Source organism: Rhizobium sp. RU36D (assembly GCF_900176345.1).
Lineage (GTDB): Bacteria > Pseudomonadota > Alphaproteobacteria > Rhizobiales > Rhizobiaceae > Allorhizobium.
On record NZ_FWXU01000016.1, the window covers coordinates 1 to 23,631 of the forward strand.

At 61.4% G+C, this 23,631-nt stretch carries 25 protein-coding genes and 1 pseudogene; 24 read left to right on the forward strand and 2 right to left on the reverse strand.

The features are described 5' to 3' along the window. The 14 genes and pseudogenes from B9A97_RS29485 to B9A97_RS18260 form a co-directional block, all read left to right on the forward strand. Positions 1 to 125 (forward strand): annotated as a pseudogene (locus B9A97_RS29485) (IS630 family transposase); the annotation flags it as partial. A 184-nt stretch (positions 126 to 309) separates the two neighbouring features. Then, positions 310 to 579, forward strand: coding sequence for a hypothetical protein (locus B9A97_RS18200; RefSeq protein ID WP_084366811.1), 270 nt, complete (start codon positions 310 to 312; stop codon positions 577 to 579). A gap of 11 nt (positions 580 to 590) precedes the next feature. Next, positions 591 to 1,130, forward strand: coding sequence for a host-nuclease inhibitor Gam family protein (locus B9A97_RS18205; protein WP_084366813.1), 540 nt, complete (start codon positions 591 to 593; stop codon positions 1,128 to 1,130). A 250-nt stretch (positions 1,131 to 1,380) separates the two neighbouring features. After that, complete coding sequence (locus B9A97_RS18210; protein ID WP_084366815.1) at positions 1,381 to 1,773, forward strand: hypothetical protein; 393 nt, start codon at positions 1,381 to 1,383, stop codon at positions 1,771 to 1,773. A gap of 79 nt (positions 1,774 to 1,852) precedes the next feature. After that, entirely contained in the window at positions 1,853 to 2,281 is a 429-nt protein-coding gene (locus B9A97_RS18215; RefSeq protein WP_084366817.1) for a regulatory protein GemA, read from the forward strand. Continuing rightward, complete coding sequence (locus B9A97_RS18220) at positions 2,278 to 2,679, forward strand: helix-turn-helix domain-containing protein (protein WP_084366819.1); 402 nt, start codon at positions 2,278 to 2,280, stop codon at positions 2,677 to 2,679. Before B9A97_RS18215 ends, B9A97_RS18220 begins: the two co-directional genes overlap by 4 nt. Before the next feature lie 67 nt (positions 2,680 to 2,746). Next, complete coding sequence (locus B9A97_RS18225; RefSeq protein WP_084366821.1) at positions 2,747 to 3,598, forward strand: glycoside hydrolase family 19 protein; 852 nt, start codon at positions 2,747 to 2,749, stop codon at positions 3,596 to 3,598. Continuing rightward, positions 3,595 to 4,002 (forward strand): hypothetical protein, encoded by a 408-nt coding sequence (locus tag B9A97_RS18230; protein WP_084366823.1) that lies wholly within the window; start codon positions 3,595 to 3,597, stop codon positions 4,000 to 4,002. The genes B9A97_RS18225 and B9A97_RS18230 overlap by 4 nt, the downstream gene beginning before the upstream one ends. Continuing rightward, a complete protein-coding gene (locus tag B9A97_RS18235) occupies positions 3,999 to 4,343 on the forward strand; it encodes a hypothetical protein (RefSeq protein WP_084366825.1) in 345 nt (114 codons plus the stop codon). The genes B9A97_RS18230 and B9A97_RS18235 overlap by 4 nt, the downstream gene beginning before the upstream one ends. Continuing rightward, positions 4,333 to 4,833 (forward strand): DUF1804 family protein, encoded by a 501-nt coding sequence (locus tag B9A97_RS18240; protein WP_084366827.1) that lies wholly within the window; start codon positions 4,333 to 4,335, stop codon positions 4,831 to 4,833. The genes B9A97_RS18235 and B9A97_RS18240 overlap by 11 nt, the downstream gene beginning before the upstream one ends. Further along, positions 4,830 to 6,485: a phage terminase large subunit gene (gene terL, locus B9A97_RS18245; protein WP_084366829.1), complete on the forward strand. Its 1,656-nt coding sequence runs from the start codon at positions 4,830 to 4,832 to the stop codon at positions 6,483 to 6,485. Before B9A97_RS18240 ends, terL begins: the two co-directional genes overlap by 4 nt. Beyond that, on the forward strand, positions 6,482 to 7,897 hold the full coding sequence (locus B9A97_RS18250) for a phage portal protein family protein (protein ID WP_084366831.1): 1,416 nt from the start codon (positions 6,482 to 6,484) through the stop codon (positions 7,895 to 7,897). Before terL ends, B9A97_RS18250 begins: the two co-directional genes overlap by 4 nt. 80 nt (positions 7,898 to 7,977) lie before the next feature. Continuing rightward, a complete protein-coding gene (locus tag B9A97_RS18255) occupies positions 7,978 to 9,423 on the forward strand; it encodes a PBECR2 nuclease fold domain-containing protein (RefSeq protein WP_084366833.1) in 1,446 nt (481 codons plus the stop codon). A 104-nt stretch (positions 9,424 to 9,527) separates the two neighbouring features. Continuing rightward, positions 9,528 to 10,010: a phage virion morphogenesis protein gene (locus tag B9A97_RS18260; protein ID WP_084366835.1), complete on the forward strand. Its 483-nt coding sequence runs from the start codon at positions 9,528 to 9,530 to the stop codon at positions 10,008 to 10,010. A gap of 172 nt (positions 10,011 to 10,182) precedes the next feature. Here B9A97_RS18260 and B9A97_RS18265 read toward each other — a convergent pair whose 3' ends face one another. Beyond that, positions 10,183 to 14,112, reverse strand: a complete 3,930-nt coding sequence (locus B9A97_RS18265) for an autotransporter domain-containing protein (RefSeq protein WP_179145331.1) — start codon at positions 14,110 to 14,112, stop codon at positions 10,183 to 10,185. Between the two features lie 748 nt (positions 14,113 to 14,860). Between B9A97_RS18265 and B9A97_RS18275 the strand changes: the two genes are divergently transcribed. The 10 genes from B9A97_RS18275 (at position 14,861) to B9A97_RS18320 (ending at position 21,218) form a co-directional block, all read left to right on the forward strand. Then, positions 14,861 to 15,982 carry a hypothetical protein gene (locus B9A97_RS18275; protein WP_084366840.1) on the forward strand — a complete coding sequence of 374 codons (1,122 nt, stop codon included), beginning with the start codon at positions 14,861 to 14,863 and terminating at the stop codon, positions 15,980 to 15,982. Between the two features lie 14 nt (positions 15,983 to 15,996). Then, positions 15,997 to 16,335, forward strand: a complete 339-nt coding sequence (locus B9A97_RS18280; RefSeq protein ID WP_084366842.1) for a capsid cement protein — start codon at positions 15,997 to 15,999, stop codon at positions 16,333 to 16,335. A 14-nt stretch (positions 16,336 to 16,349) separates the two neighbouring features. Next, positions 16,350 to 17,294 (forward strand): major capsid protein, encoded by a 945-nt coding sequence (locus B9A97_RS18285; RefSeq protein WP_084366844.1) that lies wholly within the window; start codon positions 16,350 to 16,352, stop codon positions 17,292 to 17,294. A 22-nt stretch (positions 17,295 to 17,316) separates the two neighbouring features. Beyond that, entirely contained in the window at positions 17,317 to 17,754 is a 438-nt protein-coding gene (locus tag B9A97_RS29820) for a hypothetical protein (protein ID WP_084366846.1), read from the forward strand. A 96-nt stretch (positions 17,755 to 17,850) separates the two neighbouring features. Further along, the gene (locus B9A97_RS18295) at positions 17,851 to 18,315 is read left to right on the forward strand and encodes a phage protein Gp36 family protein (protein ID WP_084366848.1); all 465 of its coding nucleotides are present in this window, start codon (positions 17,851 to 17,853) and stop codon (positions 18,313 to 18,315) included. A 2-nt stretch (positions 18,316 to 18,317) separates the two neighbouring features. After that, on the forward strand, positions 18,318 to 18,806 hold the full coding sequence (locus tag B9A97_RS18300; RefSeq protein ID WP_084366850.1) for a Gp37 family protein: 489 nt from the start codon (positions 18,318 to 18,320) through the stop codon (positions 18,804 to 18,806). Between the two features lie 14 nt (positions 18,807 to 18,820). After that, positions 18,821 to 19,033 carry a hypothetical protein gene (locus tag B9A97_RS18305; protein WP_084366852.1) on the forward strand — a complete coding sequence of 71 codons (213 nt, stop codon included), beginning with the start codon at positions 18,821 to 18,823 and terminating at the stop codon, positions 19,031 to 19,033. A gap of 3 nt (positions 19,034 to 19,036) precedes the next feature. Next, positions 19,037 to 20,296: a phage tail sheath family protein gene (locus B9A97_RS18310; protein ID WP_084366854.1), complete on the forward strand. Its 1,260-nt coding sequence runs from the start codon at positions 19,037 to 19,039 to the stop codon at positions 20,294 to 20,296. A gap of 12 nt (positions 20,297 to 20,308) precedes the next feature. Then, complete coding sequence (locus tag B9A97_RS18315; protein ID WP_084366856.1) at positions 20,309 to 20,821, forward strand: phage major tail tube protein; 513 nt, start codon at positions 20,309 to 20,311, stop codon at positions 20,819 to 20,821. 46 nt (positions 20,822 to 20,867) lie between these two features. After that, complete coding sequence (locus tag B9A97_RS18320; RefSeq protein ID WP_084366858.1) at positions 20,868 to 21,218, forward strand: hypothetical protein; 351 nt, start codon at positions 20,868 to 20,870, stop codon at positions 21,216 to 21,218. Between the two features lie 341 nt (positions 21,219 to 21,559). On the opposite strand, the gene B9A97_RS18325 is transcribed toward B9A97_RS18320, so the two are convergent. Next, positions 21,560 to 23,554 (reverse strand): tetratricopeptide repeat protein, encoded by a 1,995-nt coding sequence (locus B9A97_RS18325; RefSeq protein ID WP_084366860.1) that lies wholly within the window; start codon positions 23,552 to 23,554, stop codon positions 21,560 to 21,562. Positions 23,555 to 23,631: the final 77 nt, after the last annotated feature.

Consider the following 23,631-nt stretch of genomic DNA (forward strand, 5'->3'; position numbering starts at 1 on the left):
CGAACCGCGTCTTCAAGGACTACGACGACATCGTCGATCAATGCTGCCGCGCTTGGAACAGGCTCGTCGATCAGCCGTGGAAGATCATGTCCATCGGAACGCGCGATTGGGCGCATCGGTCATGATCCGTGCACGTTGGTATTAGCCATGACGATCCGGCTGGCCTGATCCTAACGCTCCGGGCCTTCGAAATGGAGGCGCGGAACATGGAGGAACGCATCCAGTATTTGACCGGCCGGCCGCATGTCGCCCTCGACGGCCGATTGATGTCGATGCCGGTGATCGAGATCGGCGGACGGGAGGTGCGCCATGCTTAAGGTCTCAGCCCTCCTTTCGCTTATCATGCGCCACCATCAGTTCTTCGCTGAGAACAATCAGCCGATGCCGGCCGATACCGTCGCGACCGTAGCCCGGTTGCTGTCGTGCTGCCGGGAAGAGGCCGTCGACATGGAAGCCAGATTGTATCCGGCCGAGCCGGCTGCCGAGGCGCCGGCCGAACAGGTGGCGCCCGCACTCACCAACGTCATTCACCTGAATTTTCCGTCGGCCGGTTCGCCTGCTGCGCCTGACATTGCTTGAAAGGACCTGCCATGAAGCCCGCAAAGAAGAACAAGACCAAAGCCATCTCCCGTGTGCCGCAGTCACGTGAAGATGCCGTGTTTGCCATCGGCCGGATCGGCACGCTTAACCGCGAGATCGCCCGGCACAAGGCGCTCGCCGACGAGGCCGTGCGCCTGGCCGGCGAAAAGCTGGAGCGCGATACCGCCGATGCCATGGCGGAACTCGCCGAACACCAGCGCGGCCTTCAGGTCTGGTGCGAGGCCAACCGCCTTGCGCTCACCAATGACGGCAAGGTGAAATTCCATGACTTCGGAACCGGCCAGATCAGGTGGAAAGCGCGGCCGCCGAGCGTCACCATCCGAGGCGTCGAGACCGTGATCGAGGCCTGCAAGAAGCTCGGCTTCACTGCCTTCTTCCGCGTCAAGGAGGAGGTGAACAAGGAAGCCATGCTCGCTGATCCGGATAAGGCGCGACTGGTGTCGGGCGTCACCATCCGGTCGGCCGGCGAGGATTTCATCATTGAGCCGGCGGAAATAGACGCGCCGAATGTAATGCAGGTGAGGGGCTGAGGTGCCATGACCCTACAGCCTCTCGCTCCGTCATTTACTCAGGCCTACGCGGCAGCGCTTGAGACGACCGCCCCCACACCCTCATCGAACCCGGATGTTCACGCCGGCACATTTTGTCGCGCTGGTTCTGCCGAAGGCGGATATGGACGGTGCGGCATGAACTATGGCTTGAGCTTGCAGAATTCATCGTTAACCGCTCGAAGTGTAGACGTGATTAGTCTGTTTTTGTCAGCACATTACGGAAATGAAGATGGCCCCATCTGTGACAAGGACAATTCTTGCCTTTATTATTGCACCCGCATGCGCTGCTCTCATCCTGGCATTTCCATTTTTGTTTGGAAGCACAGGTGGGGTGGCTCTGGCGCTGGCTCTATGGTTGGCTTTTGCCAGCTACGGCTACATCGCAACCCTATTGTTTGGCGTACCGGCTTTTCTTTTTTTGAAGAAACACATTCCCCTAACTCCTTTCGTTTGCGGCATAGCCGGTGCCCTCATTTCAGTGTTGCCTCTTGCGCTTTTGAGATTGCTCGCCGACGGGTCGGTATTGGAGATGGGTCATGCAACTTTTCTCGCCGCGCCGGGACTGCTGGGAGGCTTGTTTTTCTGGTTCTTGGCTTTCGGTATGCAAAAGCCAAGACAATAGATGTTCCGAAGGCATCATGCCGTTCGCCCGAATGCCGGGCGCCTGTGCCACCACCCCCCACGCGGGCGGAGGCCATCGGATGAACACCGTCGCCATCATCAACATCGCCCGCCAGCAACTCGCCATGGACGAGGACAGCATCAGGGCTCTCTATGTGCGCGTCACGGGCATCAGCTCGCTTCGTGCCATGTCCGACCGCCAGCGGATCGCCGTCCTCGACGAGCTGAAGCGGCTCGGCTTCCGCGTCAAAACGGGCGGCAAGACCCTGCCGCCGTCCACGAAGCCCTATATCCGCATGATCCACGCGCTGTGGAAATCGTGCTCCACGCTCGGCGTGATTGACGACGGATCGCGCCAGGCGCTTCGCAATTTTTGCCGTGGCATCCTCTTCCTAGACGATACCAAGATCGCGGTCGATCCAGACACGCTCGACTACGGCAAGGCCAGCAAGGTGATCGATGCCCTGAAGGCGATGGAAGCGCGTGGGAAAGCCAGGGTGGCATCATGAGCCCGTCGCTTGTTGCCATCAGCGACCTGCCTAAGTCATTGCGAGACGTCGCCGAGACGCTGGGCATCGGCGTGGCGTTGAAGCTGATCCAAACCTATGGCGGGGCAGAGATCAAGTTTCCGAAGCGGCCTGGGGACGATCATCACGTCATCCAGACCCTTGGCAAGGAGGACGGAAGCGCGCTATGTGAGTTCCTGTCTGGGAACGCCATCTATGTTCCGCATGGCCGTGCCGTTCGTTCCATCCGCGCCGATGTCCTGAAGCTTCAGGAGGCCGGCAAGGAACGACGGGAAATCGCCTTGCTGCTCGGCGTCAGTCAGCGCCATGTGAGGCGGATGGCCAACAAGCCGCCCAGCAACCAGCCCGATCTCTTCGACATTGCCCCAGACCGGACCTGACGTCCGGTCTTTTTGTTTGCGCATACGCGTAACTGTCTCGCAGTCTTCCAATCGCTCGCGAGGCGTCATGTCACCGATCAAAAACCCCACCACCTTCTTCGCCTATATCCGCCGCGCGCCGTTTGGCGGCCGTCTGACCCAGGGCCAGATCGACGGCGTTAACGCGATCCTCGACGCCTGGGAGTATTTCAAGCTCACCGACCACAGGTGGCTCGCAAATATCCTCGCCCAGGTGTTTCATGAGACGGGCGGTCGCATATTGCCGGTGCGGGAAACCTTCGCCTCCACGGATAAGGCGGCCATTGCCAATCTGGAAAAGGCCTGGAAAGCCGGCAAGCTCTCAAGCGTTAAGACACCCTATTGGCGGGAGGGCTGGTTTGGCCGTGGGCAGATCCAGATCACCCACAAGGCGAACTACCTCAAGCTCGGCCAGCGGCTCGGCGTCGATCTGGTGAAAAACCCTGCCAAGACGCTTGATCCAGTGATCGGAGCGCGCATCGCCATTGTCGGCATGGCCGAGGGACTGTTTACGGGCAAGAAGCTCGGCGACTTCTTCAGCCACAACACCGATGATCCGGTCGGCGCCCGCGCGATCGTCAATGGCAGCAATAAGGCCAAGCTGATCGCCACCTATCACAAGGCATTCCTCGACGCGATCGAGGCCGCGCGAGGAGCCGTCGATGCCGCCGATGCACTGCCGGAGGCGGCAATCGCCGACGACGTGAAGCCGGCCGAAAGCTCCACCGTCATGAGCCTTCTCGGTGGTACGGTCGGCACGGCCGGAATGTCGGCGCTGCTCGGCGTCAACAATCCCTGGGGATTTGGCATCGCTGCCCTCGTTCTGCTTCTGGGTGCCGGCGCCGGCTATATGTTCCTGTCGGGCCGCTGGTCGGTCAACCGCATCAAGGGTCATGCATGATCGCTGCCCTGTTTCGTTGGTTGAGCGGCGATCTCGCCTCGGCCCTGACCCGTGCCTATGAACTGAAGCTGCAGGCGGACACCGATCAGGGTCGCCTTGTGGCTGATGCCGCCATCGCCGACATCAACCGGCAGCTCGATGCGGCGCGATCCGCTCGGGAAATCCGGCTGGCCTCGGCCGGCTTCTGGGAAATGCGCGTGATCACCTTCGTGATCGCGGCCTGCTTCACCATTCATCTCCTGTTCGTCACGCTCGACACCTGCTTCTCGTTCGGCTGGCGCATCCCCAAATTCCCGGCTCCCTTCGATGAATGGCAGGGGGCCATTCTCCTTTCCTTCTTTGGCATCCAGGCGGTCGGTAACGGCATCAGCGCCATTGCCGCAGCTATCAGGGGGCGCCGATGACCGGCCCGGAAACCATCTTTGGCCTGAAGGTCGCGACGCTGATTTCTTCTGGCGTCGCGGCCGTGATTTCTGTCGCGCTCGATTGGCGATCACATGACATCTTTACGGCGGTCGGCTCGATCATCGCGGGCGTCTTCGTCGCGACCGTCGCCACGGAACTGACGCTGAGCCTCATTGGCGTGTCGGACAATCCCGGCTCCTGGGGCTATGCGGTGGCGGCGGCCTATGGGATCACCGGGCGCAACCTGATCCTCTGGCTGAAGCAGGCCTCTGCCAATCCGCCCCAGCTCATCAAGGATATCTTCGGTATCGGGAAAGGCCCTGGCGCCAATGGCAAGTGAACAGGATATCCGCCGCAAGGCCCGCTCTGATTATGTCTATCGCCGGATGACGGGTGCGACGATCTCGATGGCGCTCAACATCTCCCAGGCAACGTTCGGGCGCTGGAAGAAGGCCGCCAAGGCCGCTGGCGATGATTGGGACATGGCCCGCTCGGCCTCGATCATCGCCGGCGAAGGCATCGAGACCGTCGTGTCGTCCGTCGTCGAAGACTTCATGATCATGGCCCAGGCGCTGCTTGAGGAGATCAAGAACGGCGAGCTGACCATGGACCAGAAGGTGAAGCACCTGGTGGCGCTCGCCGATGCCATGACCAAGATGACCGCTTCGGCCGGCAAGCTCGCACCGAAGATATCGGAGCTTGGCGTTGCCCAGGACGTGATGCGCCATCTGCTGGACTTCGTGCGCCAGCACTTTCCCCAGCATGCCGCCGTCATCCTGGAGATCATCGAACCCTTCGGCGAACGGCTGGCCGGGCTTTATACCTCATGAGCAAGCGGCCGCAGCTCAAGGCTTCCGTCAGCGCCAAGGAATTCCGGGAATCGCTTGCCGACATGGCGAGCGATTTCTCGCGCTGGATCGAGCTTTCGGTTTCGGCGTTCCCGGCCGATCCCAAAGCTAAGGCCGAGCGGCTCGCTCTTGTGGCGCATGCCGATGACGGGTTTCAGTTCTTCATGGAAACTTACCTGCCGCATTATGTGCGCGGCGAGCATAGCCTCTTCCATAAGCATATCTTCGCCCGCTGCCCCGAGATCCTGGCATCGCCAAAGGGCGTCAAGGACCTGTTCATCGCGCCGCGCGGCTCGTCCAAATCGACGCATCTTTCCCTCGGCTTTGCCCTCTATTGCATCGTCAGGGGACTGAAGCGCTATGTGCTTGAGGTCTGCGACGTCTATGCCCAGGCAGCCCTCCTGATCGAGGCGATCAAGGCCGAACTGACCACGAACCCGCGTCTGGCTTATGACTTCCCCGATGTCTGCGGCCAGGGCCGCGTTTGGCGCGAAGGCGAGATGGTGACGCGCACCAATATCCGCATTGAAGGTCTTGGCGCCGGGCAGAAGGTGCGCGGCCGCCGTCATGGTCCTTATCGTCCCGACCTGATGTTCTTCGACGATCTTGAGAACGACGAGGCGGTTCGATCGCCCGAACAGCGCAAGAAGCTGGAGAACTGGATCAACCGCGCGGCGCTGAAGGTCGGCCCGCCCGATGGCTCGATGGAAGTGATCTGGGTCGGCACGGTGCTGCACCATGATGCCGTCCTGGTGCGCGCGGCAAAGTCGCCGGTTTGGCAGGTCACGGAATTCCAGGCGATCGTCAAATGGCCTGATCGCATGGACCTATGGGAGGCTTTCGAGGAGGTCTTCAACAACGAGGGCGAAGACCAGGCGCGCGCGTTCTATGATCGCAACAAGGCGGACATGGATGCCGGCGCGGTCGTGAACTGGCCGAGCGTCCAGCCGCTGGTCTGGCTGATGCTGGAGCGGGCCGCCAGCCACGATGCATTCCAGACCGAGTATCAGAACAAGCCGATCAGCGAGGGCAATCCCTTCGGCAAGCTGATCTATTGGAGCGTTAGCAATCCCGGCCTGATCTATTTTGGCGCCGTTGATCCCTCGCTCGGCAAGGCCGCAAAGGGCCGCGACCCCTCGGCCATCCTGATCGGCGGCTTTGACCGGCTGACCGGCAAGATGGATCTGGTCGAAGCCTCCATTCGCAAGCGTCTGCCTGACATCATCGTATCAGACGTCATCGCCATGCAGCGCCGTTACGGCTGCATGCTGTGGTTCGTCGAGGCGGTGCAGTTTCAGGAGTTCCTGCGCACCACGTTGATGAGCACCGCCGCCATCCAGGGCGTCGGCATCTCGGCCGTGCCGATCACGCCCCATGCCGACAAGGATCTGCGCATCGAGCGGCTTCAGCCGCCCGTGACAGCCGGGCTGATCCGGTTTAACGCTCTACATACGACCCTGATCGACCAGTTGCAGCAATGGCCTGACGCCGATCATGACGACGGTCCTGACTGCCTCGACATGCTCTGGCAAAACACCCTGTTCTATGCGGGTGGGGGCGGCGCGAGCGCATCGGCCGGGGTCATGACCTCGACGGCATCGGGATCAGACAGACTAGGAGACTACCGCCTGTGAGCCGCCGCAAGAAACCTAGCAAACAGAAGCCCGCGAGCTTTGCCACGGTTGAGGATATCAGGAAGAACCTGCCGGCCGAGGCGAAGGGTCTTGTTGCCAACGCGGCCAACGATATCACCATCCCGTTCTATTCGGGGGCGCTGCAGCATGCCGACGATACGCTGATCCAGCGCGGCGGCGGCAAGGGTCTGGCGATCTATGACGAGATCCGGCGGGACACCCATGCTTCTGCCATGCTCGACAAGCGCGCCAAGCACCTGGTTGCGCGGGAATGGGAAGTGGAGCCTGCCTCGGACAAGCCGCTTGATGTGGCGGCGGCCGACTATGTCCGCGAGGTGTTTAACGCCTTGCCCTTCGACCGCATCACCGAAGACCTCGTCAGCGGCGCCACGCTCAAGGGCTTTGCCGTCTCCGAGATCGTCTGGGCACGTGACGGCAACCGTATCAAGCCGGAACGCATCGTCAGCCATGACCAGCGGCGCTTCGTATTCGGCCCGGACTGGAAACCGCGCCTGTTGACCTGGACAAACATGCGCGACGGCATCGAGCTGCCCGATCGCAAGTTCATCGTCCATCGTCGTGGCGTGGTCGGCAACAATCCCTATGGTCTGGGCCTCGGATACCAACTGTTCTGGGCTGTGCTGTTCAAGCGCGAGGGCGTAGCCTTCTGGCTGCACTTCCTCGACAAGTTCGCCGGGCCGACCGTGATTGCCGAAACGCCCTATGGCATGCTGTCGGACGAACAGCGCAAGCTTCTGAACAATCTCGCCAGCGTCAGGACAAGTGCTGCGATTGCGGTGCCCGTCGGGACCGGCGTCAAATTCCTGGAAGCTGCCCGCTCCGGATCAGTGTCGTATCAGGATTGGCTATCCTATTGGGACAAGCAGATCTCGATCTGTGTCACCGGCGAGACGCTGACCACCGATATTGGCAATGCCGGCTCCAGGGCCGCATCCGAGACCCATGCCGATATGCTCGACCTGCTGGTCGACAGCGACGGTGATCTGTCGTCGGATACGTTCCGCGAGCAGCTGATCACCTGGGTCGTCGACTATAACTTCCCAGGTGCGGGCATTCCCTCGGTCTGGCGCCTGCGGCCGACCAATGAGAAATCCAAGGCCGAAACCCGCAAGGCAAAGGCGGATGCCGCAACCGCGACCAATGCGGCGCTGATCGACATCCTGAGCACAGCAGGCCAGATCGATGACGACGATTTCGCCCGCGAATACATCACCGGCTTCGACCTCACCGACCATCTCTCGGAAAAGGCCGTGGACGCCCTGGTCGAGGCGCGCTTTGCCTTCATGGAAGGCGGCAAGCCCGGCCGCGACCTGCGCAAGGCCGCCGAGGAGAACCCGGCATTTGCTGCGCTATTCGGCTCGATCGACGTAAAAAAAAAGACCAGCCGTTAGAGTTCGCTGATGATCCCGATCCGGTCCTGGCGCTCACCGATCGGATCGAGGCGCTGGCCCAAAAGCACTTCGACAGGCGTTTGAATGCCGTTAAGGCGGCACTCGATGCGTCAGATTTTAACGCGGCGGCGAAAGCCGTGTTGGCGCTCGCGGCCAAATGGTCGCCGACCGCTTTTGCCAAGCTGCTTGGCGACGGGCTGGAACTATCCGCGCTTCAGGGTCGCGAGGCTGTGTTCCTGGATGGCGGGGAGGCGGACGAGTTTGCCGACCCCGATGTCTTCAACCAGCCGTTCAAGGAACAGATCGAGTTCTTCCGGCAGAAGCGGGCAAAGCCGACAAAGGCCTGGACCGATGCCCTGCGCGGCGTTCACGATCGCGCCTTCGTCATTGCCGGCATTACCGACACGGCGATGCTCTCCGATTTCCAGACGGCGATAGCGTCCGCCATGGAAAAGGGCACCACGCTCGAAACCTTCCGGGCCGACTTTGACCGGATCGTCGCGCAATATGGCTGGCAGTACAAAGGGGAGCGCGGCTGGCGAACCCGCGTGATCTTCGAGACCAATATGCGCACGAGCTACATGGCCGGCCGGCTTAAGCAGATGCGCGATCCCGACGTTCTGAAGCTCCGGCCATACTGGCAATATCTCCACGGCGAGACCCGCACTCCGAAAAATCCGCGACCGCGCCACCTTGCATGGCATCGCAAGGTGTATCGTCATGACAGCGGTTTCTGGACCCATCATTTCCCGCCGAATGATTTCCTCTGCTCCTGCGGTGTTCGCACCCTGTCGGAGCGCGACCTGAAGCGCCGCGACCTTAAGCCTGAGGAATGGGCGGGTGAATTGATGGAGCCGGCTCTCGATCCCCTGACCGGAAAGCTGATCGAGAAGCCGCAGGGGGTGGGCTATGGCTGGGATTACATCCCTGGCGATCTCTGGGAACGGGGGCTGACACCTTCGACACTGATGGATGAAGGCCAGGAGCTGCTCACTGATCCGCGCATGGCGGTGGCGATCGACAAGGCGGAGCCGCTGGCCGATCTGGTGAAGGCGTCGAAGCCATTCAAGGCTGAGTTGCTCCAGGACGGGCTGGAGCCGGAGGCGTATGTGCGGGCCTTCCTCGATCCCTTCGGCGCCGATATCGGCGAGGCTGTCCTGTTCGAGGATGTGACCGGCACGAGAATCCCGATCTCTGACCAGTTGTTCCGCAACCGTGAGGGCGAGTTCAAGCTGTTTAAGCGCGGTCGTCACAGGCTGCTGGCGATGATGGCGGAGACCCTCATGGAGCCGGATGAGATCTGGGTCGGCGTTGCCAGAAAGGTTGCAAGCGACGACCTGGTCGTCGATCGCCGCTATGTGCGCGTTGATCCCGAGACCGCAATCCAGATCGTGTTCGAGATCGGCGAACGGCTGTGGGAGGCGGTGACCGCGTTTGGCCCGACCGACAAAAAGGGCAAGGCGGATTTTGAGCAGATCGACAAGCGACGCGTGGGCAAGCTCGTCTTCGCCAGACCGAAAAAGTAAAAGGCCGGGAGCAATCCGGCCTTTTGCGCGAAGGGCTCGCTGGACCATTGCTCGGTCGCGCCCTCCGACACCAGAAATATAGCACCACACCCAAGGGAAATCCAATGACCGGCATCAGCTACAAGGCCAGGATCCACGACAAGGATATGCGGGCGAAGCTTGGCGAGCTGATCGACCGTATGGAGAACCGCCAGGGCTTCTTCAAGAACGTTGGCGAGCATCTCATGACAGCGCTGGGCGAGCGCTTCGACAATGAGGAAGCGCCCGATGGCACGAAATGGGCTGGTCTGCGGCCGGTGACCCTGGCCAAGCGTGAGGCGGCCGGTTACCAGCCAGGCCCGATCCTGCGGGCCTCAGGGGCGTTTCGCAGCTCGTTTAACGTTGCCGCCACCAACGACGACGTGCGGATCGGCACGGCAGCCGTCCAGGCGGCCATGCTGCATTTTGGCGGCGAGCTGAAGGGTTACATCAAAAAATCGATCGAGGCGCGGCCGGTGCTGGGGATGTCGGCCGAGGATGAGGCGGAGGTGGTAGCGATTGCGGAGGAGTGGTTCCACGCCGGGTCGAAACGCGACGGAACTCCTTGAGGTGGTTAAGATCCGTTTGATGCGGTTCCTGTCCCTGTATGCGCGGAAGGCGCCGGTGGGCTAGTTCTTATGGTTTGTTTTCGGCGGAATGACTTGTCTGATCCCGTGGATCAGGCAAGTCATTCACGCAGGAAGTGACCATCTTTTGCGATACGTAGGGACGTCACGCGGATCAGAAAGTGATTCCCAGACGTAGCGAGGCTTGGTTGCTGACTTGCTTGACGGCGTATGAGCCACGCCACAGGAAGTCTAGCGACGCTGTCGGCGTCAGTGCAAAACCGGCCGCAATCTGCACGACACCTGAGTCTCGTGCAACCGGCACTCCGCTGATGTCAAAAGGTGTGCCGCCGGCGAAGCTCATGCCAGCGACGGGCGCCGTGTCGCCGAAATGGTGGCGCCAACCCAGCATGCCGCTCAATCGAACGGGGATTTCATCGACCGAGCTCTCTGTGCCGAAGCGAAGGCCCAGGAGGGAGACCCCCGTCTGCTGATGCATAGCCGAGACAGCAAGTCGTGCGGCACCGCCGTTTTCGACCACAGAATCGCTTCGATAGTCAATCCAGGCCAGATTGGCTATGGGTTCGAGCGTTATGTCGCCGACGCCGATTTCGTATCCGATCTCCGTGAAGATCTGTGCCGTTGCAGCAGCAAATCGGCCGGCGAGTTGATCTGAGAATCCACCGAAGCGTACCGTTCTCTCCACATCGACATCATGGTGCGCGTAAGACACGCCAGAGCGCAGACCGAGCCCCCCGAGATCAAAAGCCGCATAAAGCGCGGCCTCATAGGTGTTTGCCATGGCCTCGGCAGTGTGATTGTTTGTCCAAATGTTGGAATGGCCATAGCTGGCGGCCGCACCAAATCGCAGGTTGTCGAAGGCCTCCGCATCGGCACCAACATGTAAGCCTCCGTTGCCGAAGCGGACGGGCGATGCGCCGCTTCCGGCAAGGGTATTGCGGCCCCAGCTGCCATAAGCCTCCGACCAGAAAGGGTTGTCGTCATCTGCGGCCATGCGCTCGTTCAGCGTATCGCGGACACGATCGCCCTGCTGGATGGTGACGCTCGCCACCGACGGATAGATGTCGCCGGACAGGGCGTCGAAGGCTGCTCTTGCGCCAGTCGCGCTCAGAGATAACAGACCGTCATAGACCGCTCCCCGTGCTTGGCGATCCATGGCCGCACCGACATTCCTCTGGTTCCGGGTTATGCCGACACTGCTGAAGCTCACTGCGTTTCGCTTGAGGTTCAAGGTAATCGCATTGGTGCCGTAGACCAGGTTCGGAGCTAGAAATGCAAGGTTTGACGTCACGGAGCTGAATTGACCGGAGATACCGCCTGCCGAGGTCAGGATACGGTAGTCGGTCGAACTTGCATAGCTGCCCGAATCCGCAATCACAGTGACCGTTCCGCCATTGATCGTGGTGGTACCGTTCACATCAATCCTGTCGGAATTGCCCGATGCATCGACTTCCACTTCATAGAAAGAGCCAGTGGCAAAGACGAGGTTACCTGTCGAGCGCATGGTGCCAATAGAATTGCCAGGTGCGATCGTGCCGCCAGAGGCAATGTTGATCGAGCCGAAACTGCCTGTTCCCTTAAGGACGCTGCCGCTTGCGACCTGGATGGTACCCAGCAGAGAACCGTTATTGACGAATCTACCGGCGTTCACCGTCACAGCGCCTGTGATGGATCCGCCAGCGTTGTTGTTGAAGGTCCCGGCGGTCTGGTTGAGCGATGCGATGGTGCCGGTATTGTTGACAGTACCGCTGTTTGAGACCGCGCCTGCGGTGGCGCTATTGGTGAAGGTGGCGCCAGCGCTGTTGGTCACGGCTCCAACTGTTCCGGCGTTGGTCACGGTACCGCCGGAAATCGTCGTCGTGCCAGAGATGGTGCCGCCAGCGTTGTTGTTAAACGTCCCGGCGGTCTGGTTGAGCGATGCGATGGTGCCGGTATTGTTGACGGTACCGCTGTTTGTGACGGCGCCTGCGGTGGCGCTGTTGGTGAAGGTTGCACCAGTGTTGTTGGTCACGGCTCCAACTGTTCCGGCGTTGGTTACGGTACCGCCTGAAATCGTCGTCATGCCGGAGATGGTGCCGCCAGCGTTGTTGTTGAAGGTCCCAGCGGTCTGGTTGAGCGACGAAACGCTTCCAGTATTGGTTATGGTTCCAGCGTTATTTAGTGTACCTCCCGAGACCGACACGATGTCGGTGACGGTCCCGCCGGCATTGTTATTGAAGGTGCCGGCGGATTGGCTGAGTGATGCGATTGTGCCGGTATTGTTGACGGTACCGCTGTTTGTGACGGCGCCTGCGGTGGCGCTGTTGGTGAAGGTCGCGCCAGCGCTGTTGGTCACGGCTCCAACTGTTCCGTCGTTGTTTACGGTACCGCCGGAAATCGTCGTCGTGCCAGAGATGGTGCCGCCAGCGTTGTTGTTGAAGGTCCCGGCGGATTGGCTGAGTGATGCGATTGTGCCGGTATTGTTGACGGTACCGCTGTTTGTGACGGCGCCTGCGGTGGCGCTGTTGGTGAAGGTTGCACCAGTGCTGTTGGTCACTGTTCCAACTGTTCCGGCGTTGGTCACGGTACCGCCGGAAATCGTCGTCGTGCCGGAGATGGTGCCGCCAGCGTTGTTGTTGAAGGTCCCAGCGGTCTGGTTGAGCGACGAAACGTTTCCAGTATTGGTTATGGTTCCAGCGTTATTTAGTGTACCTCCCGAGACCGACACGATGTCGGTGACGGTCCCGCCGGCATTGTTATTGAAGGTGCCGGCGGATTGGCTGAGTGATGCGATTGTGCCGGTATTGTTGACGGTACCGCTGTTTGTGACGGCGCCTGCGGTGGCGCTGTTGGTGAAGGTCGCGCCAGCGCTGTTGGTCACGGCTCCAACTGTTCCGTCGTTGTTTACGGTACCGCCGGAAATCGTCGTCGTGCCAGAGATGGTGCCGCCAGCGTTGTTGTTGAAGGTCCCGGCGGTCTGGTTGAGCGATGCGATGGTGCCGGTATTGTTGACAGTACCGCTGTTTGAGACCGCGCCTGCGGTGGCGCTATTGGTGAAGGTAGCGCCAGCGCTGTTGGTCACGGCTCCAACTGTTCCGGCGTTGGTCACGGTACCGCCGGAAATCGTCGTCGTGCCAGAGATGGTGCCGCCAGCGTTGTTGTTAAACGTCCCGGCGGTCTGGTTGAGCGATGCGATGGTGCCGTTATTGTTGACGGTACCGCTGTTTGTGACGGCGCCTGCGGTGGCGCTGTTGGTGAAGGTTGCACCAGTGCTGTTGGTCACGGCTCCAACTGTTCCGGCGTTGGTTACGGTACCGCCTGAAATCGTCGTCGTGCCGGAGATGGTGCCGCCGGCATTGTTGTTGAAGGTGCCGGCGGTCTGGTTGAGCGATGCGATGGTGCCGGTATTGTTGACAGTACCGCTGTTTGAGACCGCGCCTGCGGTGGCGCTATTGGTGAAGGTGGCGCCAGCGCTGTTGGTCACGGCTCCAACTGTTCCGGCGTTGGTTACGGTACCGCCTGAAATCGTCGTCGTGCCAGAGATGGTGCCGCCGGCATTGTTGTTAAACGTCCCGGCGGTTTGAGTCAGGGACGTGACGGTCCCTGTATTGGTGATGGTCAAACCGTTGTTCGTGGCAACATTGATCGTTCCCGCGTTAGTTACGGTGCCACCACCCGCAGTAAGTTGACTGAGAATTCCTCCGGCATTGACGGTCAAAGTTCCATTTATGAGGGTCAAAGCGCCGTTCATGTCACCGCTGATGGTGATGGTACCGCTTGATTGGTTAATGTCACTGTTGAGGACGCCGCCGGCCTGCACTATTATTGAGCCCGAATTGCTCAAGGTACCGCCGCCCAAAGCCGTCAACTCACCCGTGGCGGTGACCGTTAGGTTTCCGCCATTCACTGTCAGGGTGTCGACCGTATAGTTGTTGACGACCTCGGGTACACCCGTGGTGATAATCGCCTGGTCTCCCGCGCCTGGTGGGACCGGAGAGGTGTCCCAGTTGTCACCGTTCGAAAAGTCCTGGTCAGGATTGCTTCCGACCCAAGTGGACTGTGCCCAGGCGCTTCCCCCGGCAGCGGTGCTGGCTAACAATGCCATGAGAAGGATTGCTACGCGCGAGTTTGCTCGTGAGATCGAGCAATAGGAGGGGCGGGAAGGCTTGCAAATCATACCGGTGACCGATCTCCGCATGAGTCCAGGATCAGTGCCGAAAACGAGAAACAGATATGCGGCTAACGCCGTTAACTACTGCGGTTATGGTAAATGAAGCGTGTACTGGACAGAGATAGTAATAAGGGCTGACTCCTAATCTGGTGGCGGGTGGAAGATGGCCCCGATTGCAAATCAAGCGGACTCATCTCAACCGACATGTCCCGGGACGCTTCACTGACGAGCCGCGTATGTCCGCCTCAGGCCTGACCGAGACGACTGCCTCGGATGTTTGAGTGTCGACTTACGGCGTTCGACCCCCCACATCGAACGGTCGCGTTCGACCCCCAATCCTCCAAGACTGTAGTTGATCCAAGAGTAATTGAAGGCAACCGTTGACATGGTTGCGATGATTAAACGAACGAAATCTCCGAAACCGTCCACCGCGCTTCTCGCACCCTGACCCTTCCCACCATACCCGCTTTGCCGTCGCCCCCCGTTAGACCCCCGTTAGAATTCGACTGAGGGCCTATCCAGTCGCCGAGCGTCCATTGCAATCGCGACCGGGGCTTGAAACTCTCCTCCGCGTGACGCATGTTGCCTTCCAGCGGACCTCAACACTGACCGGACACCACGTCCGGTCTTTTTGTTTTCGCACCTCCCGCATGGTCGCCTCAGTTACCGAACTGAGGACCGCATGACCAAGGCTGCAACGTCCAATCCCGGCAAGACCGCCCGTATCGAAGTGTTCCGCACCGGCACGTTCACGCCGATGCAGGGGGAGCCGATCACCTATTCGGCGGCCGATCTTGCGGCGGTGGCCGATGCTTATGATCCCGAGACCGCGCCGGCACCCGTTGTTGTCGGCCATCCCTCAACCGATGCGCCTGCTTATGCCTGGGCGCAGAGCTTTGAATGGGATGCCTCGGCGGATCGGCTGTTCGCCGTGATCGGAGAAATCGCGCCGGCCTTTGCCGAAGCGGTCGAGGCGAAGCACTACAAGAAGGTGTCGCTGTCCTTCCATCGGCCTGATGCGGCTGCCAATCCCGTGCCCGGCACGTGGTATCCGAAACATATCGGCTTCCTCGGTGGTGCCGCACCGGCGGTGACGGGCCTGAAGAACGTCCAGTTCTCCGGACCGGAGACGGAAGCGGTCGTCTTCTCCGCTGCCTTCGGCGAGCGCGGTTTCGAGGAGACGGCCAGCATCCTGCGCATGCTCCGGGAATTCTTCATCGAACGCTTCGGCCTTGATGAGGCCGACAAGGCGCTCCCGGCCTACCGCCTGGAATGGCTCGGCGAGACCGAGATCGAACCGGCCGCAGTGACGAAGCCCGCTTTCTCTTCCCCCCAAACGAAGGAGCCTGACTTGACCAAACCCGATCCGGCCTTCGCCGCGCGCGAAGCCGATGTTGCCGCCCGTGAGGAGCGGCTCAAAGCCCGCGAGCGTGAGCTTGCCCATGCCGACAATGTCACCTTCGCCGAAGCCCTGGTGACCGAGGGCAGGATCATCGCCGCGTCCAGGGACAAGGTGGTTTCGATCCTGGACGCCATTCCGGCCGAAACTTCCGTTTCCTTTGCCGCTGATGCGGCTGCCGTGCCGGTCGCCCAGGCGATCCGCGATCTGTTGAAGGAACAGCCCAAGGTCGTCTCCTTCGGTGCGCTCGATCTGCCCGAGGGCGGCCAAAGCGAGGCCGCGTCGTTTGCGGCCGATGGCTATGCCGTCGATCGCGAGCAGCTCGATCGCCATCACAAGGCGCTCGATTACCAGCGCGCCCATCCGGGCACCGACTACCTCGCCGCCGTGCGCGCCGTTTCCTGAAGGAGAACCCTGCCATGCAGTATTTTACCGACGTGCTGACGCTGACCGCGATCCCGACCACGACCTGGGAGGCGCTCGACCTCGTCGGCTTCGACGATGCCAAGGTCACGGCGGATGACGCGCCGGTCAAGGGTGTCGCCAAGCATCCTTGCACCGTCATCGGCGATCCCACCGCCGTCATGGTGGTGGGCGTGGCCCGCGTCCGTGCCCGTGGCGTCGTCACCAAGGGTGCCAAGCTGATCAGCGCCGCCGCAGGCGGGGTCAAGGTCGCAGGCGCTACGCCCGCCAATGTCTTCGCCACCGCTCTGACAGCCGCCGCCGATGGCGAGTTCGTCGATATCCTCGTCCGCTGAAGGAAACGCCTGCCATGCCCAAGGCTCTCAATAACCGTACCGCCGCCGTCATCGATCCGATCCTGTCGACCCATGCGCGCGGCTATCGCAACTCCACCTTCATCTCGACGGTGCTGTTTCCCAAGGTGACCATCCCGAACCGCTCGATGCGCGTCATCAAGTTCGGGAAGGAAGCCTTCCGGACGATGAACACCCGCCGCGCGCCTGGCGCCGACAAGAAGCGCATCCAGTACGGTTACGCCTCCGATCCGGTCTCCCTGGTGCAGGATGCGCTGGAGGGCGTCGTTCCGGTCGAACACCAGGAAGAGGCCGAAAGCGTGCCGGGCATCGATCTCGCGGCCGGCGCCGTCAATATGGTGCTCGATGTCATCGATCTCGGCCACGAGATCGAGGCGGCCGGCATCGCCCGCAACGCGGGGAATTACGACGCCAACCATAAGCTGGCGCTCACGGGTGCCGATCGCTGGACTGATCCGAACAGTGATCCCAAGGCGGATTTTGATGCGGCGAAGGAGATCATCCGCCGTTCGATCGGCCGCTATCCCAACACGCTGACGCTGGGACCCAATGCCGGCAATGCGCTGAAGAACCATCCCAAGATCAAGGAGCAGTTCAAGTATACCGGCCGTGATTCGATCACCACCGACATGATCGCCGCATACTTCGACATCAAGCGGGTGGTAATCGGGGCGGCCGTCTTCCTGCCGGAAACGTCTGATGATGCCGCACTCGCCAATGACGTCTGGGGTGACGATGCGATCCTCGCTTATGTCCCCGAGACCGGCGACAATTTCCAGGTGCCGAGCTTTGCCTACACCTACGAGCTTCGCGGCTATCCGCAGGTCGAGCAGCCCTACTTCGAGCGGTCGAACGACAGCTGGATTTACCCGACCAAGACCGAGCGGCGCGCCATCCTGACGGGAGCCGAAGGCGGCTTCCTGTTCCAGAATGCCGGCTAGCCGCTTTAACGGGGAGATCGTCATGGAAGACCAGAAGATCTCCGTAACCTTGACCGGTCCCGCCAAGATCGACGGCAAGCGCGAGCCTGAAGGCAAGACCGTGAGCGTCACCGCAGCCGTCGCGCTCCAGCTTGCCGCCTCGGGCGTCATCAATCCCGTTCGCTTCGCGGAGACTGAGCTCCTGGCCGGTGAAGTCGAGGCGGCCGTTCGTGTGGCCGTCGCCGATCGCGAGGCCAACTGGGCAACGGCGCTCGATCACTTCGAGACCATGGCCGAGGACCGGTTGAACCAGGCGCTCTCCGATCTTGATGCCGCGAATGCCAGGATCGCGGACCTGGAGGCGGCCGCCAAGGCCGACGCCGAGACGATCGCGGCGCTGGAGGTGGCGTTAAAGGCGGCCACCGCCCCGCCGCCTACCGATCCGCCTCCCAAGGCCGGCCAGAAATCCCAGACCAAGTAGGCCCGTCCCTAAAACTCCCAAGCCGGGCCGCTTTGCGGCGGGGCGGCGGCATCTCCAACCGCCGTCCCGCCAACTCCCCAACGCTGGATCATCCCCATGACGCGCTTTGTCAGCACTGACGACTTCAAGATATCAGTTGGCCTTGATGAGCTGATGCAGATCGCCGGCATCGGCAATCTCAATGATGCCGATGGTCGTGTGCTGGATCTGCCGAAGATCGAAGAAGCCATTGCCTTCGCCGAAACGCTGCTGGTTGGTTATGCCCGTGCCCGCTATCCCGTCATCGAGACCCTGACGCCCGAGACAACAGACGATCTGATCAAGGGCTTGATCTCAGATGTCGCGCGCTACCGCCTGCGCTCGCGATCGGGCGGCAAGAGCCAGGTCTCGGCCGAGGTGCTGAAGCGCTACGAAGACGCCATCTCCAGCTTCAAGGCGGTGGCCACCGGCAAGTTCGAGCTGCCGATTGAAGGCGAGCCCGCCAATGGCGAGGCCGGCGGCACGTCGGTTGAGGCGATCATCCCACCGTCACCGCTCGGCCGCATGCTGCGGGGCTGGTGATCATGGTCGATGTGTTCCGCAATCCGCGCCCGCCACTCGTCATCGAACAGGTCGAAGATGCTCTTCTGACGCACTTGAAGGTCAGCGTTAGCGGCCAGTGCAAGGTCGAGGCCTTCCCGGATGATCCCGCGAAGTACGACTTCGCAATGCTGCCGGCGGCGCTGCTGATCCATTATGCCGGCTCGCAATATCAGTCCGCCAAGGGGCCGGCCAACAAGAGCCAGGCGCGGCGTATGTCGTTTGCCCTGGTGCTGCTCTGCCGCTCGCTCCGTGGCGAGGGCGGCGCCTATGGCCATCTTGAAGATGTGAGGCTGGCCGTCCAGGGCGCGACCTTCGCTGGCGCCGGCCCGGCCGAGATCACCCGCGATGCCCTTGATGACGAGCGCGACGGGGTCTGGCGCTGGACCATCACCATCGCCATGCCGATCCCCGCCGTCGCCCGCGACATGCCCAAACCCTCGGCCCTGATGCGGCCGATGATCTCCCCCTGAAGAAAGGCAAGGCCATGGCAAAGCAGTCCAACGACAAGAAGTCATACCGTTACGACGGCCCGGTGACGTCCTTCGACGTAACGGTTGAAAAGACCCGCACCCTGTTTCCCGGCCGCTCCTACAGCGACCTGCCGGAGGAACATCCCATCATCGCAAATCTGATCGAACGCAAGCTGCTGGTGCCCGAGACTGGTGCCGCCGAGCCGGTCGTATCTGAAGGAGCCTGATCCATGTCAGCAACGTTCCATCACGGCCCCGAGGTCATCGAACACAAGGACGGCGTAACCGTCGTGCGCGACGTCAAGTCGGCCGTCACCTATCTCTGCGGGACCGCACCCATCCAGGACGTGCATGCGACCGCGCCGGCCCGTGCGCCCTTCATCAATAATCGCGTGATCATCCGCACCCCGGCCGAGGGCGCCGCCGCCTTTGGCCAGCACAAGGCGGGCTATACGATCCCGGCCGCGCTCGATGCCATCTTCGACCAGGGCGGCGGCGGCACGATCATCGTCAACAACGTCTTTGATCCCGACGTCCACAAGGAAGGCACGGCACCCGACCCCTCCAAGGTCACGGCCACCGACATCAATGGTGTGATCTCCACCGGCGGCGTCGCCACGGGGCTGAAGGGCGCCTATGAGTGCTATTCCCGCTTCGGCTATTTTCCAAAGCTGTTCCTGGCGCCGGGGTTTTCGCCCACGGCTACGGTGCGCACGGAAATGGATGTGGTCGCCACCCGCCTGAACGCCATTGCCATCTGCGATCTCCCGCTCGGTCTCACCAAGCAGCAGGCTGTGGAAGCGCGCGGCGTGGCCGGTACCGCCAACACCTCAAGCGCCCGCGTGGTGCTGACCTATCCCCATGTCGAGATCGAGGACACGACGGGTGCAGCCGAGACGCGGCTTGATCCGCTGTCATCAAGGCTTGCCGGCCTGATTATTGCCACCGATCTGACAGAGGGCTGGCACAACAGCCCGTCCAACCGGGAGATCAAAGGCGTCGTTGGAACCGAAGTGCCGATCAACTTCTATCCTTCGGACTACCAGAACGACACCAACTTCCTCAACGAAGCCGGCATCGTCACCTGCATGCGGTCCTTTGCGACGGGCTATCGCGCTTTCGGCAATCGCTCCGCGGCCTTCCCGACCTCTGCCCATGTCGAGAACTTCATCCATGCCCGGCGCATCCTGGACATGATCCACGAGGCCATCATCTTCTTCACGATGAACTATGTCGATCGGCTGGGTTCGCCGGCCAATGTCGAGGCGGCCGAGGAAGGCGTAAACGCTTATCTCCGCTCCAAGACCGGCAATGCCATCTATGGCGGCGACTTCCGCTTCGATCGTGTGAAGAACACGGCCGAGCAGATCGCCGATGGCCGCTTCTATTACAAGCTCCGCTGCCATCCCATGTCGGTCATGGAGCGCATCACCATCGACAGCTACGTCGATACCGCTTTCATCAGCAACGCCCTGCAGCTCGCGGCATAAGGAGGCCCAACCATGGCACGCAAGATTGGCCAGATCACCGACTCCGACTGCTACATCAACGAGGTGGATGTCTGCGGCCGGGTGGCCGAACTCGATCTCGGGGAAATTGGTCATGCCGAGATCGAACACCAGACGCTCGGCATGATCGGGGTGCTCACGCTTCCCGGCCGGCCGGTGCAGTCGATCCAGGGCAAGATCAGCTTCGAATGGCTTGACGAGGAAGTCAGCCGTTCGATCCTGAACCCCACGAAGATCAACAAGCTGCAGCTTCATTCCTATGTCGATGTGTTCGACGGCGAAGGCCGAAGCTCCACGCTCTCCCATACCCTGGTCACCCATATCGGGTTTTCGATGATGAAGACGGGTGGCCGGACCGCCAAGCTTGGCGAAAACCTCGCCCAGGAGCACGACATCTCCATCTCCTCCTTCAAGCAGTCGGTCTATGGCGGCGATGTGCCGATCATCGAGTTCGACGCCTGGAACAACATCTACCGGATCAACGGCAAAGACGTCTGGCCGCGTTAAGCGCGCTGGCATCTTCCCCAGTTTCTAACGCAACGGAGCATCTGACATGACCGAAGTTTCCGGCGTCCGCGCCAAACTGAAGGCCCACAAGGACGCCAATACCGGCACCCGCAGCGTCACCCTCGACGAAAGCGGTGTGACCTGCGCGGTGCCAAACTGGATCAATCACGGCCTGTGGATGCGCGCCCAGCGCATTGCCAAGGGCGACACCGCCAAAGCCCAGGCGGCATTCGTGGCCGAGGCCGTGATGTTCGAAGGCGAAAAGCTCACCATCACAGACCTGGCCGAACTCGTCCCGGCCGGCGATGTCATGCAGCTGATCGGTGAGGTGTTCGGCAAGGACAGTAGCACTGAGACTGAAGGCGGTGACGAGGGAAACGGCAAGACAGCCCATTGAGGCTGTCGGCGCCAGTACAACACCTCTTCATGGTCGAGCGCGGCTGGGATGCCGCCACGCTCGATGCCATGGATGAGGGCGAGTTCGGGTTTTGGTATGATGAGGCGATTGCCCTAGAGGAGGCGAAGGCGGAGGCGATAAGGGGCGCAGGCAAAGTGTAGGTCGCCCAATGAGCCTAAGCCTGCCGATGACCTTTTGCTCTTATCTGCCAGACGACGCACGCGACTTAACTCAATCCTCCAGCGCGTCCAGCCCCTCCAGTAAATCTTCCTCGTATCGGTCACCGTAGATCTTCCATGTAAAGATATCATGGGATGCAATTAAGCGGTTGAGGACTGCCCTCAGCCACCGCCTTTCAGGCGTTCGATCCGCGCCCGCGCCAGTTCGGCCTGTTTCGAATAATAGGCGGCATAGGGCGTATGCCCGGCAGCTTCGAAGGTGGCGCGTGCCTGTTCGATCTGGTCCAGCGCCTGTTCAGCCAAATCAAGATTTTGTCGGCGCTCGGCGAGGATCCCGAGCGCTTCACCCTGATTGCCCAGCGTCATTGCCCAATAGAGCGGCACGCGCTCGCGGGTGTATTCCTCCGACACGGCGCGATAGGCCTCGACCGCCTGCTCCAACCGCGCCGTGCCGCTCTCGCGCTCCCCGAGCGTCTGAAGCACATTGCCGAGATTCAATTGGGCCGCGGCCCATTGGAGCGGCATACGCTCGCGGGTTCCTTCCTCCAGCCCCGCGCGATAGGCCTCAACCGCTTCTTCCAGCCGCGCTGTGCCGCTCTCGCGTGCCCCGAGCGTCTCAAGCGCTTTGCCGAGATTGTTCTGCGTCGCGGCCCAGTCGAGCGGCACGCGCTCGCGGGTCCGCTCCTTCAGCGCCACGCGATAGGCCTCGACCGCCTCCTCCAGCCGCGCCGTGCCGCGCTCGCGCGCCCCCAGCGTCTGAAGCGCATTGCCGAGATTGTTCTGCGTCGTGGCCCAGTCGAGCGGGAAGCGCTTGCGGGTCCGCTCCTCCAGCGCCGCGCGATAGGCTTCTACCGCTTCCTCCAGCCGCGCTGTGCCGCGCTCGCGCTCCCCGAGCGTCTGAAGCGCAATGCCGAGATTGTTCTGCGTCGCGGCCCAGTCGAGCGGGAAGCGCTCGCGGGTCCGCTCCTCCAGCGCCGCGCGATAGGCCTCGACCGCCTCCTCCAGCCGCGCCGTGCCGCCCTCGCGCTCCCCGAGCGTCTGAAGCGCGATGCCGAGATTGTTCTGCGTCGCGGCCCAGTCGAGCGGCACGCGCTCGCGGGTCCGCTCCTCCAGCGCCACGCGATAGGCCTCAACCGCTTCTTCCAGCCGCGCTGTGCCGCCCTCGCGCTGACCGAGCGTCGAAAGCGCATTGCCGAGCTTCATTTTGGCCGCGGCCCAGTCGAGCGGCACGCGCTCGCGGGTCCATTCCTCCAGCACCACGCGATAGGCCTCTACTGCATCCTCCAGCCGCGCCGTGCCGCTCTCGCGCTCCCCGAGAGTATGAAGCGCATTGCCGAGATTGTTCTGCGTCGCGGCCCAGTCATCACCTTGCGCGCGGCGATCAAGACGATCAAGGATCTTCCTCCGTAGACGTATTGCCTCCGCCAAGGCGCCATTGTCGCCGTGTTCGTCTCCTTGCTGATAAAGAACAAAGGCCTGTCTTTTCCAGTAGCCAGTTTGCACTTCCGCATGTCCATCTGGAACACGCTTTGCGGCGCGGGCAAACAGATCGGCCGCCTCGGAATACTTGAGGCGAAGCAGCGCGACATCGGCCTTTTGCGCTATCGTCTCAGCCGCCTGTAAGGCCCGGCGGGTCAGCGCCGCATCCTCGGCGGTAATAATCTCGTCTAGCAGCCGATCGGCGGCATCCAGATCGGCATTCTTGATCGCCTCGCGCGCCTGTTCCTTCTTGGCCGCGATGGTGGGGTCATCATCAGGGCGGGTTTTGAGGTCCTCCTGCAACCGTTTGTATTGGCCAGCAATTTCAATAAGTTTTTCGCCAATCCTCTCCGGTGCTGGTGCCTCTTTGCCTACTGTCTCCAGCGCCTGCGCCACCTGCTGCTCATTCAGGCTCAGCTTTCCGCGAAGCAGCGCCAGAAGCTCCTTTTGTTCCTGGGTGCGCTCTTTGAGGCTTAGGGTTTTATCCTTGATGAGTTTTTCAACGAGTTCAGGCGGTATGCCGCACACGATCTGGATATCCTTGTTGGAAAGATTTTCCCCGGCCGCCACCGAACAGCGATCCGCGCTTATGCTATCGCCGAATGCAACGGCATCTGAAACAGTCCCGACCCAGCCGATCACGGCCAGCACAAGGATAAGATGCCCCGGCTTTGTCACGACCTTTCTCTCCAGCGCTCACTTCTTGATGTCGATCGTGTTGCCGCTGATATTGCCTTCGGAGGCCATGCCGTAAC